This is a genomic window from Bacillus sp. 7_6_55CFAA_CT2 (genome assembly GCF_000238655.1).
Taxonomy (GTDB): domain Bacteria; phylum Bacillota; class Bacilli; order Bacillales; family Bacillaceae_G; genus Bacillus_A; species Bacillus_A cereus.
Map to the genome: position 1 here is coordinate 556333 of NZ_JH414709.1, position 16822 is coordinate 573154.

A 16822-nucleotide genomic window follows, 5' to 3' on the forward strand; every position below is an offset into this window, starting at 1 on the left:
TAAGGAGGGATTTTATTATGAATACATTTGATGTAGCAATTATTGGCGGTGGGCTTGCTGGATTAACAGCATCTATATATTTAGCGAAAGCTGGAAAGAAAGTGATTGTATTAGAAAAATCCAGTCAATTCGGTGGCCGAGGGATGACTATAAATAAAAATGGAATCTGCATGAATCTTGGTGCACATGCTTTATATAGAGGCGGAGCAGCGTTTATAATTTTTAATGAGCTCGGTTTGAATCTTCCAGGTGGAATACCATCTACAAAAGCACATGGAATATGGAAAGGGGATATATTCACTATCCCAACAGATTTTCGCTCAATTTTATCAACACCACTACTTTCGTGGTCTGCAAAAGTACAATTCTCACGTCTTATGATTCGTTTAGGAAATTTAGATGTAGGAGAAGTTCCGAAAATGAGTCTAACTACATGGGCAGAAAATGAAATAAAAGATCCAATGGTTCGCAATATATTTTATGCGCTATGCCGGACAACAACATATACGTTTGCTCCTACAATACAATTAGCATCATCTGTACTAAAGCAAATACAGCTTTCTATAAAAGCAGGAGTGCTTTATGTAGATGGTGGTTGGGAGACGATAATAACAAAATTAAGAGATTTAGCGAATGATGTCGGGGTAAAATTTTTGGCTAAAAAGCATGTTTTGGAAATAGAGCATTATGAAGATAAACAAAGAATACATTGTGTTGATGATGAGGTTTTTGAAGTAGGTACAGTCATCGTGACGACTCCGCCAAAAGAGGCTTGTAAAATAATAAAAGGTGCAGAAGGAACAAGTTTGCATAGATGGAGTGAACAATCGGTACCGGTTACTGTTGCTGCATTAGATATTGGCTTGAGACAATTACCCAATCCTACACATCAATTTGTATTAGGATTAGATCAACCTATATTTTTCACAAATCAATCGAGAGCAGCTAAATTAAGTGAAGATGGATCAATTGCAGTGAGTCTAATTAAGTACCATAATCCTATGCTAGAGATGAATCATATTCATGAAGATAAAGAACAGTTGGAAAGTACGATGGAGTTGTTACATCCAAATTGGAAAAGAGAAGTTGTTGCACAGCAATATTTACCGAAAATAACAGTAGTACATGATTTTCCTCATATTGACCGTGTTGAAAAGCCGGGTCCTAATATACCTGAAATGCAAGGTGTTTATGTTGCAGGAGATTGGGCAGGGCATGATGAAATATTAGCTGATGCTGCGGTAGCAAGCGGGAAACGTGCAGCGTTACACATTTTAAAGCAATATGAAAGTGAGGCAGTTCATCATGGAAACGGAGCAGTTATATGAAGCGTATCAACCATTATTATTTTCGTTAGCATACAGAATCCTTGGGAGTGTTATGGATGCTGAGGATATCGTTCAGGATGTATTTATCTCGCTAAATAATATAGAAGATCCTCAATCTATAGAAAATATGAAAGCATATTTATGTAAGATGGCGACAAATCGTTCAATTGATAAATTACGATCGGCAGCGCATAAACGTAACGTGTATGTAGGGATGTGGTTGCCAGAGCCAATTGTAGAAGAGAGTGATGAGCCATCAAAGTCATTTATAATGAAAGAATCCCTTTCCACCGCATATTTATTACTTTTACAACAATTATCTGAGGTAGAAAGGATTGTTTTCATATTAAGAGAGGTTTTCAGTTATGAATACGAAGAAATAGCTTCAATTGTTGATAAGAGTAGTGTGAACTGCAGGAAAATCTTTCAACGTGCTCGAAAAAGCATGTTGGAGAAACCGAAGCAATCAAAATTAAGCACGGAGAAAATGGCTTCTTATGTTGAAAAGTTTGTATCATCATTACAGTGTGGGGATGCGGAAGGTATGTTAGAAGTATTAAAAACAGATGCTATACTCAAAGCTGATGGTGGTGGTAAAGTTACGACTGCTATTAACCCGATTTATTCTGCGGATCGAATTATACGTTTGTTCTTTGGGATTGCACAACGATTGACAGAAGAGTACACTGTTGATTTCAAAATGGTCAATGGTATACCAGGAGTTATAGTTACAATAAATAATAAAGTAACTTATGTTCTTTCGTTTGCATTTGAGGATGAGAAAATTTCAAATATTTATATGATGGTTAACCCTGAAAAACTTATGCATTTAAATGTAAAAATATAAAAAAGCGCATTTCTTCAGAAATGCGTTTTTTTATTATTTTTCTAACATTTCAAGAGGTACATCTTTTTCGCCAGCTACCTCAAATTTAATTTCCCCGTCTTCTTCATAAATACGTGTAATAATCGGTATAGTAATCATTAATTTTTTATGCTGCTTTCGTTTTCGAGCAGCATCTAAGCTAATCACGTTCATTTGTAAGCATCCTTTCTTCTGGAAATATATAAACAAAGAAAATGCGTCCGAAAAGGGCGCTTAATTGAATTTGAAATACCGATTCATTTAAATGGGGTTTATATAATTTAATAACTGCAATTTTAATATGAAATAATATGAATGGAATAATTGCACGTAGAAATTAACTTTACCAAAAAACGAAACAATATGCTATAAAAAATTATAAATCTTTGTCATATAACAGGAAAAAGGTTTTTGTTTCGCATATAATAAAAAGTAGACGGGCAGCAAGAGCTTTTTCATCATATTGCTTTGGAAAGGCGATGAAAAAAATGGATACGTTAGATTCATTATTATTTCAACTTGAACAATATGGAGAAGAGCATGATCGAAATAAAAAAACACGGGAAGAAAAATTACGGAATATTACTCGTGAGATGGGGCAATTTTTATCAATTTTAGTAAAAGGGTGTAGCGCAAAAAACATTTTAGAAATCGGAACTTCTAATGGCTATTCTACATTGTGGTTAGCTAATGCGGTAGAAGAAACAAATGGAAATGTAACAACTGTAGAGCTTTCTTCAGAACGAGTTGGAGAGGCACTTGTCAATTTTGAAAAGGCAAACCTTTTACAAAGGATTGATGTTCATAATCAAGAAGCAGGGGCATTTTTAGATGCGCAATTAGATCATTCATTTGATTTTATTTTCCTAGATTCAGAGCGTACGCAATACATGTGGTGGCTTGAGCATATAAAACGCATTTTACAACCAAAGGGTTTTCTTGTTGTTGATAACGCAACCTCTCATGCAAATGAATTAGCCGAGTTTAAAAAAATGATAGAAGAAGATGAAATGTTTGAAACGGTGTTATTGGCATTTCAAAATGGAGCATTCGTAGCGCGCAAGAAGAAATAGGAGTGAGCGCAATATAATTATCACATTGAAAAAGGGTGTATGTCAAAAGATTGAGTACAGAAGGATAGAAGAACATAATTTATATACGTAACATACGAAGAATCCGCCTTCAGCATGTCGTTCTCTAGGTCTTAAGTCTGAGGAAAATTATGTTGTTTACAGGTATACTTATAGTAAGAAACAGGGAATGACTGCATAAACAGGCATTTCTAAAAAAATCGATTTCAAGCAATCAGAATGTATATGAAATACGATATAATAGATGAAATATAGTGCATATAAATTCGCACATATAAATAAAGGAGCGATTTTGTTGACTGAACTCGAGAAAAAAGAACCTGTATCGATCGTGAAAGATAATAATGTAGAAGTAGTGGTTGATACAGTTATAAAAGATGCAGAATTAGAGGAACTGAATAAAGAAGCTGATCTTTATGTACAAAAGTTAAATAGCGAGCAAAATACAGATTTATCAAAAGTATTGTCTCAGCTAGGAGATTTAGGAGATAAAGAGCAACAAGCAGCAGGACAAACGTTGTCAGCATTAAAACGTCCTGTAACAGCGATGATGAATGGAAAAAACGAAGAAATTCCAAATACATTGTTAGAATTACGAAAAGTGGTATCAGAACTTGATCCGAATTCATTAAAAGCAAGTGGTATGAAGAAAATTATGTTTAAAGTATTCAAGAAAAACCCACTTGAAACATACGTGCATAAATATCAATCTATAGATAAGCAAATTGAGGAGATTATAAGATCCCTTCTAATTGGTCGTGACAACTTACAAGAAGATACAGTTGGTCTTGAAATGCTTAAAGAGCAATCGCATGATAAAATTCACGCTCTTGATAAGCAAGTATACTTAGGGAGAAAACTTGCTGGCATGCTGGAAGCTGAGAAACAAAATCCAGAACGTCAAAGAGATATTCCATTAATTAACGATGCGTTAGAAAAGATACTTGTACGTACACGTAATATGCAGCAAGCGAAAAGTGTGTTATTACAATCTATCGCATCTGTAGACATTATTAAGAAAAATAATGAAAAGTTAACGGAGGCAATTCGTAATGCAATTACGATGACGCAAAACGTTGTAACGGTTTCAGCTGCTATTCAGCTAGCGTTAACAAATCAACGGAAAACAATCGATGCAGTGAATGCGACAAATGAAGCAATTGAATCAATGGTATTAAGCAATTCTCAAGCATTAAAACAAAATACAGAAGAAACAACAAAACTGCTTGAAAATCCTGCAATTAGCATGGATAAATTACGCGAGTCATTCCAAAACGTATTCGCTGCAATTGAAGCTTCTGAGAAATCGTCAGAACGTATTATCGAGTCAAGTAAGAAGTTTGTTATTGAACTAGACACATTTAATGATGAAATGAAACAAAAACTCATTCAGCGCCCAAGAAAATAGCAGACTTTTAGAGGAGGTGAAAAAATGAGTTTCATTCAAACTGTATTAGTACTATTAGGTACATTGCTTTTAATCGCATTTACTGTCGTTGTATTAGTTGTATATTTCGGACGTAAACTGTATTTTTCATGGACGAAGCCATATAAAAGAGCACACGATTCTTTAGATAAGTTATCGAATAAATCATTACCGTTTCTACAAGAATTTACACAACACCCTCTCTTTTATCGTTGGATTCGTACGGAAGGAAAGAAAGAACAACATACATTAAACACTCTTTTCTGTGCATCGGGTCAACGTACGAGAGAGCAAGTATTCTCGATGTTACCGAAAGAAAAACAGAAAAAAGTACATGTAATGGCAAAAACAACGAAAAAGCTTACGAATGAAGATATTGATGTAGCGGCGATGAAAGTAAAAGATTTTTTAAGACAAGAAACGCAGCAAACTGTAAAACCGACAGATTTATCGTTTTATAAATTGTATTTTTATGATCGATATCCAGATGCATTAAATACAATTCAAGCGTATAAACGCTCAATAAATCCTTCATTACAACGAACGGTTGATGATATTACAATTTCAGTATTAAATGCTTTGCCGTATTATCAAGAACAACGCATGTTTGAGCAACAACATAAACTTGAAACGTTCTTAATGAAAGATTTAACGGCCATGTTATCGTTGGTAGTACAATTACCACCTTCACAAAGACCAGAGAAGGAAGAAGAACTGAAAATCTACTTGGAAAATTTCCAAAAAGAAATGGAAGTAGTAGAGCGAGATATTCGCGACTCAATTGATCACGATTTAAATGTGAAGATGAGAGCAGCGACTGAGAAGTTTAAGAATAAATAACAAAAAGCGCCTTAAAAGCTAAGTATCACAGCTTTAGGGCGCTTTTTGTTATGAGATTTTATTTTGCACTAACGGTAGTATGACTAGAAGCCACACTTTCATTATGCAATCGATCAACTGCAGTTACGACATACGTATACGTTTCTCCAGAAATAACGGTTTTATCTACATAAATTTCTCCAAGTTTTGTTTTTCTTACAGTAGTAAGTAAATTTTTCGGATTTTGTATATCCACTTCATTTTTCCCATTCGCGCGGTAAATAGCGTAATAAGTAGAATCATTATCTCTATTGTCAATGATACCGATTGCAATACCTTCATCTCTTGGAATGGCACCTTTTAAAGTCGGTTGTTTTGGTGGATCATGATCAAGCCAAGACATAGGCGGAATTAATGCAGGATATTTATATATGTCTTTTGAGAGTCTATCTTTAGCTCCAAGTGGATTGTTATTAATATCTTTTAAGCTAAAATGCATACTACCTTTTATTTCGGGATATAGCCGGTTTAATGCAATTTGTCTTGGATATTCTTCTGGATCAGACCAAGCAGGGACGGAGTTATTATTAATTTTATAGGCCGCTTGACCGATGTATAGGTGAATCGGTTTGTTATTTGTTTCTTTAACCCACCAATCTACTAATATGTCATATGCAGCTGGGGTGAAACCTATATTCCAATATATTTGCGGTGTAATGTAGTCAATATATCCTTTTTGTATCCACTCACGTGTGTCAGCATAAAGGTCATCATAGTTTCTTTGGCCTGCGGTTGTGTTAGAGCCAGTCGGATCGTCAGCTACATTTCTCCATACGCCGAACGGACTAATGCCAAACTTTACATATGATTTTTCTTGTTTTATAGCAGTATTTAAATCTTTTACAAGTTCATTTACATTGTTACGTCGCCAATCTTCTATATTTGTAAATCTACCGTTATTATATGTTTCGTACGTTTTCTGATCTGGAAATTCTTCACCGGCCACTTTATATGGATAAAAATAATCATCCATATGCAGCGCATCAATATCGTAATTTTGCACGATTTCTAAAGCACCTTCTGTTATAAATTTTTTCACTTCTGGAATACCGGGATTGTAATATAACTTTCCGCCATAAGGGACAACCCAATTGGGATGTTGCCTTGCAGGGTGATTATTTGATAATCGATTTATATCGGTGTGATTCATCGTTATTCGGTATGGGTTAATCCAAGCGTGGAATTCTATATTTCTTTTATGAGTTTCTTCAATCATAAATGCAAGCGGGTCATAACCAGGATCTTTTCCTTGTGTTCCTGTAATGTATTCAGACCAAGGACCGTAATTTGAAGGATAGAAAGCATCAGCGGTTGGTTTAATTTGTACAACAACTGCATTCATACCAGTGCTTTTTACATCGTCTAATAATCTTATAAATTCTTGTTTCTGTTTTTCAATGGGTAAGCCAGTTTTTGAGGGCCAATCAATATTCAGAACAGATGCAATCCATACAGCACGTAATTCATGTTTTTTGTATGCAGTATTTACTTCAGCATAAGTAGAGTGAGGGGGAATGAAAGAGAAAGGGATGAACAAGATGACGATACAACATATCATTAATAAACGTTTAACGATCATTTATACGCCTCCCTATCATATGATTATTTAAAATAATATAGGAGGCGAGGTTGACTTTGCAATAGAGAAAATTGCATATTGAAACATTAATTTAATAGGAAAAATATTTTTAATGAAATTTACTTTCATTATAACTAAATTCATTTACTACTTCATATGCTTGTTAGTAAAGTGAAACTTCCTTTCATTTGAAGGGTAATAAATTATAAGTATAGGAGGATTAATAAATGAAAGTTTTGTTCGTCTGTTCTGGAGGAATGTCCAGTGCAATTGTTGTAAACGCTTTAAAAAAAGAAGCGGAGAAAAATGGTGTGAACATGGAAGTGCATGCAATTGGAACGAATGAGGTAGAGGAAGAAGTAAAGAATGGCTGGGATGTCGTAATGGTGGCACCTCAAATAAGACACCGATTTGACTCTGTAAAAAAATTTGCAGAGGAGGAATCTATTCCGTGTGGCATCATTCCACCGCAAGCATACACGCCACTTGGAGGCCCGACTTTATTAAAAACTGTAAATGAATTAATTAGTTAGGAGGAAGCGTTATGAATAAGTTTGTCACGTTTCTTGATAAAAACTTATCTGGCCCGATGGCAAGGCTTTCTGAGCAGAGGCATCTACAAGCAATCCGTGATGGAGTTATTTCGGCGTTACCATTTATTATAGTAGGAAGCTTTTTTTAATAGTAGCATTTCCACCACTGCCGAAAGATAGTTTCATATCGGTTTGGGCATTAAAGAATCAAACAAGTATATTGATACCATATCGTTTAACTATGTTTATTATGTCCTTATATATAGCATTTGGAATAGGATATAATTTAGCGAAAAGTTATAAATTAGATGCTTTATCAGGAGCACAGCTTGCGGTATGTTCACTACTTTTAACATTAACGCCTGAGTTAATTGATAAAAAAGGATTCATGCTTCCGATGACAAATCTTGGAGGTCATGGATTATTTGTGACGATGATCGTCTCTATTTTATCAGTTGAGATTTTAAGGTTTTGTAAGAAGAATAACGTAACGATAAAAATGCCAGAACAAGTACCACCGTCAGTATCACGTTCATTTGAAGCACTTATACCTGCAGCATTCGTTATTATTATGATGAGTCTTATTACAGTCGTTTTTAAAGTTGATTTACATTACGTTGTAGATAAACTAGCCGCACCGTTAGTAAAAGCTGGTGATAGTTACTTTGGCGTTATTATACCTGTATTTTTAATTACGTTTTTCTGGTCTTTCGGGATACACGGAGTATCAGTTGTAGGTACTGTGGCAAGGCCACTTTGGGATGTGTATTTAGGAAAGAACGGTGAAGCTGTAGCAAGTGGAGCGAGTCATTTTCCGTTTATTGCACCAGAACCGTTTTATCAATGGTTTATTTGGATTGGTGGTTCGGGTGCAACGTTAGGGCTTGTGTTAGCTATGATTATATTTGGTCGATCAAAATATTCAAAAGCATTATCGAGAACATGTATTGTCCCTGGGATTTTTAATATAAATGAACCGGTTATATTCGGTTTGCCGATTGTATTAAATCCAATTTTAATTATTCCTTTCGTCATTACCCCGTTAGTAACAGCTACTATAGCGTATGCTGCAACCGCAATGGGATTTGTAACACCAACGCATATTATGCCGCCATGGACATTACCTGCTCCAATTGGTGCATATTTAGCAACAGGTGGAGATTGGCGTGCGATTGTATTAGTTTTTATAAATATAACAATATCGTTCCTTATTTATTTACCATTCTTTAAAATGTACGACAAAAATATGCTTGAAATCGAAAAGAATGGTGACGGAGAGTCGGTTAATCCTTAATCTACATGCTGTTATTTTGAGTGATAGACTTTTTGTCTATCACTTCTTTCACATTAAAACTAGAAAGGGGGAAATAGAATGAATATAAAATTTAGTTATAAAGGTGTGTTTTTATTACTATTTGGAGTGATTTGTGCAAATTTACTTTTTGTCCCTTTATTAGGCATGCTAAATTTATCACAAATGCATAGTATTTGGCTCGTTACAAGTATTGCGGCAAGCGTTTTGCTTACGGTAGTTGTTTCTTTCATTGATGGATCGTTTGCATCGAAAGCTCAGTTGTTTTTTAGATTTATATTGTTTTCGATTGGTTGTACGTTCGTTACTTACATGCTTGTTTTTTAGTAAATAGGAGGTCATGCACGTTATGTATATTGCAGGGGTAATTTTAACATACTGTATGAACCATCCATTTTTGAACATGAAACCACCAAAATCAACAGGTAGAGAACAGTTTGGAGAAGCGTTTGTGACTGGATTATTGAATCGATTTAAAAAGCATAGTAAAGAAAATATATTGGCAACTGTCACGATGTTTACAGCATGTTCAATTGTTCATCATTATAAGGCGTTTATTTTGCCGTATTATGAAATTGATGAGGTGATTTTAGGTGGTGGAAGTTATAATAATACACTTGTTGAAATGTTACGGAATGGATTAAGAGAAGAGAAATGTAGCATATGTATACAAGAAGATATTGGTCACTCTTCAGCAGCGAAAGAAGCAATTGCGTTTGCTATTTTAGCAAACGAAACGTATCATCGTAATTCAAGTAATGTGCCGAGCGCAACAGGTGCTAAGAATTCCGTAATTTTAGGGAATATAACATTCCCTCCATACGCAGATGAAAATGAGGCGAACATATGAAGTATATGATTGGAGTAGATGGCGGGGGAACGAAGACAGAGGCAATTGCATTTGATCAAGATGGAAATGAAGTTGTAAGAGGTACGAGCAGATTTGGAAATGTATTAATAGATTTTGATCAGGCACTTTTGCATATTATGGAAGCAATTAATCAATGCCAGAAGAGTTTAATGAATGAGCATTGCGTTTGTATTTGTTTAGGATTAGCTGGTATAAGCGGAGGGAATACAAATGAATTAATATTACGTTTAAAAAAGAAATACGGAACAAAAATTGAAATTTTTAATGATGCAATGATCGCGCATGCAGCTGCTTTAAAAGGTAAGGAGGGAATATTAACTATAGGTGGTACAGGTGCAATTTGTATAGGAAAGAAAGGGGAAGTATATCAGTATAGCGGTGGATGGGGACATATTTTAGGAGATGAGGGGAGCGGATATTGGATTGCATTACAAGCTTTAAAGAAAATGGCAATTCAGTTCGATCAAGGAATCAGTCTTTGTCCATTGAGTTTGAACATTCAAAGGCAGTTTCAACTTTTGACACCGTCTCATATAAAAAGCTTAGTATATACTTCTTCTAAAGATAAAATTGCAGCAATCGCGCCATTAGTTATTCAGGAAGCGAGAAATGGCAATGATGATGCGCATGAAATTATGATGCAAGCTGGAAAGGAATTGGCAAGGATTACAGTAAGTGTTTATAACAAGTTGAACTTTAAGCACTCAACGCCAATTGCAGTAAGTGGCAGTATATTGCGTTTAGTTCCTGAAATATTTGCTGTATTTAAGAAATGCTGTGAAGATAGTATGAAAGAAATTACATTCGTATCAAAAGCAGAAATGGCAGTGAAAGGAACATATTATTTAATGAGGGATATATATTTTTAAAAATAGTGTATGAGAATTTTTGTATGATTTGTTAAAATGTATAAAGGGATGTATGTTAAAAACGTACAATATACGTAGTAATTGAATATTGTATATGTAATCCCATGTAGAAAGTGAATGATTACATGATTAATAGTATGCAGTTTTTATATTTGGTGGCTTCTTATTTAATTGGAAACATATTGACCGCTTATATAGTAACAAAATTGAGACATAACGTTGATATTAGGGATGAAGGAAGCGGAAATCCTGGCGCAAGAAATATGGGGCGCGTATATGGAAAAGGGTATTTCATCGCTACATTTTTAGGTGATGCGATTAAAGGGGCAATCGTTGTTGCTGTAGCAAAATATCTTTTTGAAGATCCTACATTCGTAATGTTAACATTATTGGCCGTTATTATTGGACATATTTATCCAGTTGTATTTAAAGGCAAGGGCGGTAAAGGTATTTCAACATTTATAGGAGGACTAATCGCATTTGATTATTTGATAGCGCTTACCCTCTTAGGCATTTTTATTGTATTTTATTTAATATTTAAAGGGTTTACGAAGCCAGGACTAATTACAATTGCTTGTTTACCAATTTGTATGATTCTTTATTCTTATTCTATTGTTACCACTATATTAAGTGGAATGATTATTGTACTTATTCTATATGTGAATCGAGAATAAAATGAATGTTTAATAAGTGGGGATAATCTCCACTTATCATTTTTTATTAAATAGATAAAGGAGATAAGGCATGGGGTTAATTTATAAAGTTGCTGATCAAGATTGGGAATTTGAAAGTATACATAAATTAAATTATAAAACTTTTGTGGAAGAGATACCACAACATGAAGAAACGAAAGACCGGTTTCGTATAGATCGGTTTCATAAAGAAAATACATATTTAATTTGTTTAGATGAGGATAGATTAGTAGGTATGGTCGCAGTGCGGGGAAAACGACCATTCTCGTTAGATTATAAAATCTCAAATTTAGATGTTTATTTGCAAGAGCATGGAGAAAAAATGTATGAAATTCGTTTACTTTCAGTAGAACGTGAATATAGAAATGGAAGAGCGTTGTTAGGATTAATTCGTTTTCTACATCGTTATTTACTTCTAAATGGATATGAATTAGCACTCATTTCTGCAACAACACGTGAACTAGCTTTATATGAGCAAATGGGATTCAAATCTTTCCATACGTTAGTTGGTACAGAAGAAGCAGCCTTCCAGCCAATGTATGTTACCCCTGCTATGTTTGAAGAGTCGAGTGTTGGGGGGATTATGACGAAAGAATATACGTTTTTACCTGGTCCAGTAGATATTGAAGAGAACGTTCGAAAGGCATTTTCTACGCGGCCTATTTCGCATCGCTCTAAGTCATTTCAAGTGATGATGGGCAATGTAAAAAAACGGTTACTTTACATGACAAAAGCAAAACATGTACAGCTTATGTTAGGAACAGGGACGTTAGCAAATGATGCGATTGCTTTACAGTTACGTTCTTTAAAAGGGAAAGGACTAGTATTAACAAATGGGGAATTTGGTAATAGATTAGTTGGACATGCAAAACGAGCACGGTTACATTTTGATACGTATAAAAAGGAAATGGGAGATCCATTTATTTATACCGAATTAGAAGAAATCATGACAACTGGAAATTATGAATGGATTTGGTTTGTTCATCATGAAACATCTACTGGAATGTTAAACGATTTAAACGAGCTAAATACTCTTTGTAACGAGAATCAAATAAAACTATGTGTAGATTGCATAAGCTCAATTGGAGCAATACCATTAGACTTGAAGGATGTGTATTTTGCAAGTGGTGTTAGCGGTAAAGCGATTAAATCATATACAGGAATTTCTTTCGTTTTTCATAACCACATTGTAAAAATAAACGAGGCTGTGCCGGCCTATATGGACATTGGTATGTATGAAGAAAATGAAAGCATTCCATACTCACAATCATGGAATTTAATTTATGCATTACAAGAAGCGTTGAAGAGACTTGAAGATGAAAAGGTATTTGTAAAAATTAAAGAGACATACGAGTATGTTGAAGAAGTTATTACTGATATGGGCTTAAAGCTTGTTTCACCTAAAGAACATGCCGCGCCAATTATACTTACTATTGTATTAAGCGAAGACCATTCTTCTAAAGTAGTAGGCGATGCATTAGCATTACAAGGATACATCGTTCATTATGAGTCATCTTATTTACAAAAGAATAATTGGATCCAAATTGCATGTTTAAATCATTATAAAGAACGCGATATGAAGAGGATGTTAAATTGTTTGCAAATGTGTTTATTTCAGAGTGGGGTACATATATAAAGATTTTTTCTTTTCGTATAAAGGAGCTACGACTTACGAAAACTTAGAAATAGAACTTTGGAAGAGGTGTCAGTATGATAACTAGAAAACTACCATTACATATAGACGATATTAAAAAAGCTCACAAAATTCTAGATAGAAATGCTCGTAAAACGCCATTAGTAAAATCTTTTTATTTGACTAGTAAAACGGACGGAGAAATACATTTGAAATTAGAAAATATGCAATTAACGGGTTCTTTTAAATTTCGTGGCGCATTTAATAAAATGTCGCGGCTCACGGATCAAGAAAAAGAAAGAGGTGTAATCGCCTGTTCAGCAGGTAATCATGCACAAGGAGTTGCATTATCTGCTCATTTACTCGGTATTAAGAGTAAAATTGTTATGCCAATTTCTGCACCTCAGGCAAAAGTTGAAGCAACAAAAGGATATGGATCTGAAGTGATTTTACATGGTGAAACCTTTGATGATGCAAAGGTAAAATGTGAAGAAATTATAAGGGAAACAGGTGAAACATACTTACATCCATATGATGATGTAGAGGTAATGGCTGGTCAAGGTACAATTGGATTAGACATTCTTGATGATATGTGGGATGTAGATACTGTCATTGTACCAATAGGTGGAGGCGGAATTATTTCTGGTATTTCTGTAGCATTAAAATCTTTTAATCCATCGATTAATATAATTGGTGTCCAAGCAGATAATGTTCATGGAATGAAGGCATCTTACGATAAAGGAGCAATCGTAGAACATTATGAGGCGCCTACTATTGCAGATGGTTGCGCAGTTAAAATACCAGGGGAATTAACATTTGAAATTGTAAAAGAATTAGTAGATGATATTGTAACTGTATCAGAAAAAGAACTGGAAGTAGCGATGAAAGATTTATTACAACGTGGGAAAGCTGTTGTAGAAGGTGCAGGTGCATTAGCAACTGCTGCACTTCTTGCAGGAAAAGTTAATAGTTATATAAAAGGGAAAAAAGTAGTAGCTGTTATATCCGGTGGGAACGTGGACTTACAGCGCATATCAAGTGTATGTGAGCACTTTTTTGTCGCTAATGAAGTGAAATAGTTTTATAAAAGAAGAGCTAAGAGAAATGATCTTAGCTCTTACTTTTTGTCTACCGTTTACTGTAAGTAGCAATAAATTTGCTGTTTAATGAATTGTTTTATTTAAGCGCCAATTTTTACATATATCTTGAATGTTACAATAATTATTTCAATATTGTCGAAACATAAGCAGAAATTTAATATAATAGTTTTAATGTGCTAATGAGCGGTGAGGAGGGCAGGTCATGAATAAAGAAGAACAGGTCATGAACGGTTTCAGGGAATTATATAATAAGCTGGGTTGGCTTAATAAAGATAAGATGGAAGAAGGTCTTAAAGGGTTTAAGTCTTCTGAAGTTCACTGCATTGAATATATTGAAAACAATGCAGATTCTAACGTGACACAACTCGCAGAGGCTTTTTATGTGACTCGCGGTGCTATAAGTAGAATGACTAAGAAGCTCATACAAAAAGGCCTTGTTGAAAGTTACCAAAAGTTAGAAAATAAGAAAGAAATTTATTTTAAGCTTACCGAACAAGGGAAAGAAATTTATAAAATCCATGAAAATCTGCACAAAGAGTTTCAAGAGCGGGATAAAGCTGTATTTGAACAAGTAACTGAAGAAGAATTCGACAGTATAATTAGCTTTGTGGAAAAGTATAGTAGACATTTGGATGCAGAAATAAAGAAACAAGGTATACATATTAAATCGTAATACATTTTAATAATAAAATGGCAGCCTTACTCTAATATGAGAATAGGCTGCTTTTTTATTATTTCATCTTTGTTGACTAATCAACAAAACAGGGTTATCATTTTGTTGACAAAGCAACAAAACATTTTAAGGAGAGAAGTTAAATGTCTATATTTAGATCACAAAATGAAAGGGAAACTAGAAAAAAGCATAGATAAACATGCGTTACTATTCGGACTTATTTCTGTATTTCTTTGTGGTATAGGTTTCAGTATCATCATGCCTGTAGTCCCATTCTTAGTACAGCCATATACAAGTAATCCGGAAGAACAAGCATTAGTTGTTACACTACTAACTTCCGTATATGCGGCCTGCGTGTTTTTAGCTGCTCCAGCACTCGGGGTTTTAAGCGATAAGTATGGCCGTCGTCCATTACTTTTAATATGCTTATTTGGTTCTGCAATTGGGTACTTGGTTTTTGGCATAGGAGGAGCTTTATGGGTATTATTTGCTGGACGCATAATAGAAGGAATAACAGGCGGAAGCATAAGTACGATCTTCGCATATTTTGCAGACATCATTCCGAAAGAGCAGAGAACGAAATACTTTGGATGGGTGAGTGCAGTTGTAGGTGCGGGAACTATTATTGGACCAACTCTTGGGGGCTTACTTGCAAAGTTTGGTCATTCTGTACCTTTATACTTTGGAGCGTTCATAACTTTATTAAATGTTTTATATGGTATGAAATACATGCCTGAGAGCCTTGACAAAAATAACAGGTTAAAAGAGATTACTTTTGTAAGGTTAAATCCTTTTGCACAGCTAGCAAATATACTTTCCATGAAAAATTTAAAATGGTTACTTATCTCAGCGTTTTTACTTTGGATACCTAACGGATCTTTACAAGCAATTTTCACGCAATTTACAATGGATACTTTCAGTTGGAAACCTGCATTAATCGGACTTATGTTTTCAATTTTGGGCTTTCAAGACATTGTTTCACAAAGTTTTATAATGCCAAAGCTTTTAATCAAGCTTAGTGATAAACAAATAGCAATTCTTGGGATGGTTTCGGAGATTATAGGATACAGTTTTATTGTAGCATCAGCTGTATTTTCACTCTCTCCACTACTTATCGTTGGAATGCTAATGTTTGGTTTTGGGGATTCAATTTTCGGGCCTTCATTCAACGGGATGCTTTCAAAGTCTGTCAGTTCTAATGAACAAGGAAGGATTCAAGGTGGAAGCCAATCTATTCAAGCTTTAGCAAGAATGATTGGTCCGATTATTGGAGGACAAATCTATGTATCACTTGGTCATGCCGCACCTGCTTTTATGGGTATGATTCTTATAGTAGCGGCAATAGCAGTTTTGTATAAGGGAACGTATGAAACTGTATAACAGATAGATATAAGAACAAATAAAAGGGAGTCAGAACTTAGGAACAAGTGCTGATTCCCTATTTGTTTACGGTTTGAGAGCTAAGAGAAATGCTTTTGTTTAGGAATTTATTCTGCTATGCTCTCATGGTGAAGGGTAATATTCAGTGAGGTGGAACTATTATTAATTACAGTTAGCTTTATTTGAAAGTAAAAAGGTAGGTAAATGACTAGATAATTTCATTATGCTTGTGCTGAAGTAAATAATGACTCCATCTTTACTTTGCTCTTTTCTCGAATTTCAGCATCTGCGTGTCTCATAACGTATTTATGCGCTACAGCGATTGCTAAAACATCATCTAATAAGCCAATCCCAATAATAGCAGCTATATCTGGAATGAAATCGATTGTTAATACGTAATAAGATAAAGCGGCTAATATTATGAATTTCGCTTTAGTAGGTAATTCTTTCTTTTTCATTGTGTAGAATAAAATAATACTTTCATATACGCTAGATTTACCGAGGTTTACAGAGCTTTTTTTGAACTTTTTCCAAAGTGTCTGTTTCTCCATATAAACACTCCTTTTACAAAACATAGATTTTTTAAAAGGA

General features: G+C 34.5%; 15 protein-coding genes and 3 pseudogenes. 15 read left to right on the forward strand and 3 right to left on the reverse strand.

Annotation, left to right across the window (positions count from 1 at the left end; all coding sequences use genetic code 11):
* Positions 1-17: 17 nt before the first annotated feature.
* Together HMPREF1014_RS11945 and HMPREF1014_RS11950 are read left to right on the forward strand one after the other, a co-directional pair.
* The gene (locus HMPREF1014_RS11945; protein WP_001091199.1) at positions 18-1328 is read left to right on the forward strand and encodes a phytoene desaturase family protein; all 1311 of its coding nucleotides are present in this window, start codon (positions 18-20) and stop codon (positions 1326-1328) included.
* Positions 1306-2175: a sigma-70 family RNA polymerase sigma factor gene (locus HMPREF1014_RS11950; RefSeq protein ID WP_000447142.1), complete on the forward strand. Its 870-nt coding sequence runs from the start codon at positions 1306-1308 to the stop codon at positions 2173-2175. Before HMPREF1014_RS11945 ends, HMPREF1014_RS11950 begins: the two co-directional genes overlap by 23 nt.
* Positions 2176-2208: 33 nt before the next feature.
* Here the strand turns inward: HMPREF1014_RS11950 and HMPREF1014_RS31545 are convergent, their stop codons facing one another.
* Positions 2209-2367 carry a hypothetical protein gene (locus HMPREF1014_RS31545; RefSeq protein WP_001100984.1) on the reverse strand — a complete coding sequence of 53 codons (159 nt, stop codon included), beginning with the start codon at positions 2365-2367 and terminating at the stop codon, positions 2209-2211.
* A gap of 305 nt (positions 2368-2672) precedes the next feature.
* On the opposite strand from HMPREF1014_RS31545, the gene HMPREF1014_RS11960 reads away from it, so the two are divergent.
* From HMPREF1014_RS11960 to HMPREF1014_RS11970, 3 genes are all read left to right on the forward strand, one after another.
* Entirely contained in the window at positions 2673-3266 is a 594-nt protein-coding gene (locus tag HMPREF1014_RS11960; RefSeq protein WP_002005067.1) for an O-methyltransferase, read from the forward strand.
* A gap of 313 nt (positions 3267-3579) precedes the next feature.
* Positions 3580-4692, forward strand: coding sequence for a toxic anion resistance protein (locus tag HMPREF1014_RS11965; RefSeq protein WP_000137398.1), 1113 nt, complete (start codon positions 3580-3582; stop codon positions 4690-4692).
* A 24-nt stretch (positions 4693-4716) separates the two neighbouring features.
* Positions 4717-5550: a DUF3974 domain-containing protein gene (locus tag HMPREF1014_RS11970; protein WP_000008381.1), complete on the forward strand. Its 834-nt coding sequence runs from the start codon at positions 4717-4719 to the stop codon at positions 5548-5550.
* A 58-nt stretch (positions 5551-5608) separates the two neighbouring features.
* Here the strand turns inward: HMPREF1014_RS11970 and HMPREF1014_RS11975 are convergent, their stop codons facing one another.
* Positions 5609-7168 carry a glycoside hydrolase family 10-like protein gene (locus tag HMPREF1014_RS11975; protein ID WP_000636008.1) on the reverse strand — a complete coding sequence of 520 codons (1560 nt, stop codon included), beginning with the start codon at positions 7166-7168 and terminating at the stop codon, positions 5609-5611.
* Positions 7169-7395: 227 nt separating this feature from the next.
* Between HMPREF1014_RS11975 and HMPREF1014_RS11980 the strand changes: the two genes are divergently transcribed.
* The 10 genes and pseudogenes from HMPREF1014_RS11980 (at position 7396) to HMPREF1014_RS12025 (ending at position 16231) form a co-directional block, all read left to right on the forward strand.
* Entirely contained in the window at positions 7396-7701 is a 306-nt protein-coding gene (locus HMPREF1014_RS11980; protein WP_000865907.1) for a PTS sugar transporter subunit IIB, read from the forward strand.
* Positions 7702-7712: 11 nt separating this feature from the next.
* Positions 7713-8995, forward strand: a pseudogene (locus HMPREF1014_RS11985) (PTS sugar transporter subunit IIC).
* Positions 8996-9073: 78 nt separating this feature from the next.
* Positions 9074-9340, forward strand: coding sequence for a hypothetical protein (locus HMPREF1014_RS11990; protein WP_001021965.1), 267 nt, complete (start codon positions 9074-9076; stop codon positions 9338-9340).
* Positions 9341-9380: 40 nt separating this feature from the next.
* Positions 9381-9863, forward strand: a pseudogene (locus HMPREF1014_RS11995) (anhydro-N-acetylmuramic acid kinase); the annotation flags it as partial.
* Positions 9860-10753, forward strand: a complete 894-nt coding sequence (locus tag HMPREF1014_RS12000; RefSeq protein ID WP_000876617.1) for a BadF/BadG/BcrA/BcrD ATPase family protein — start codon at positions 9860-9862, stop codon at positions 10751-10753. The pseudogene HMPREF1014_RS11995 and the gene HMPREF1014_RS12000, both read left to right, overlap by 4 nt.
* Positions 10754-10878: 125 nt before the next feature.
* Positions 10879-11427 (forward strand): glycerol-3-phosphate 1-O-acyltransferase PlsY, encoded by a 549-nt coding sequence (plsY, locus tag HMPREF1014_RS12005; RefSeq protein WP_000610872.1) that lies wholly within the window; start codon positions 10879-10881, stop codon positions 11425-11427.
* A 70-nt stretch (positions 11428-11497) separates the two neighbouring features.
* Complete coding sequence (locus HMPREF1014_RS12010; RefSeq protein ID WP_000523050.1) at positions 11498-13081, forward strand: aminotransferase class V-fold PLP-dependent enzyme; 1584 nt, start codon at positions 11498-11500, stop codon at positions 13079-13081.
* A 74-nt stretch (positions 13082-13155) separates the two neighbouring features.
* Positions 13156-14157: a bifunctional threonine ammonia-lyase/L-serine ammonia-lyase TdcB gene (tdcB, locus tag HMPREF1014_RS12015; protein WP_000632950.1), complete on the forward strand. Its 1002-nt coding sequence runs from the start codon at positions 13156-13158 to the stop codon at positions 14155-14157.
* A gap of 223 nt (positions 14158-14380) precedes the next feature.
* Positions 14381-14851 (forward strand): MarR family transcriptional regulator, encoded by a 471-nt coding sequence (locus HMPREF1014_RS12020; protein WP_001030892.1) that lies wholly within the window; start codon positions 14381-14383, stop codon positions 14849-14851.
* Between the two features lie 143 nt (positions 14852-14994).
* Positions 14995-16231: pseudogene (locus HMPREF1014_RS12025) on the forward strand (MFS transporter).
* 221 nt (positions 16232-16452) lie between these two features.
* On the opposite strand, the gene HMPREF1014_RS12030 reads toward HMPREF1014_RS12025, so the two are convergent.
* On the reverse strand, positions 16453-16782 hold the full coding sequence (locus HMPREF1014_RS12030; RefSeq protein WP_000415089.1) for a YkvA family protein: 330 nt from the start codon (positions 16780-16782) through the stop codon (positions 16453-16455).
* Between the last annotated feature and the right edge of the window lie 40 nt (positions 16783-16822).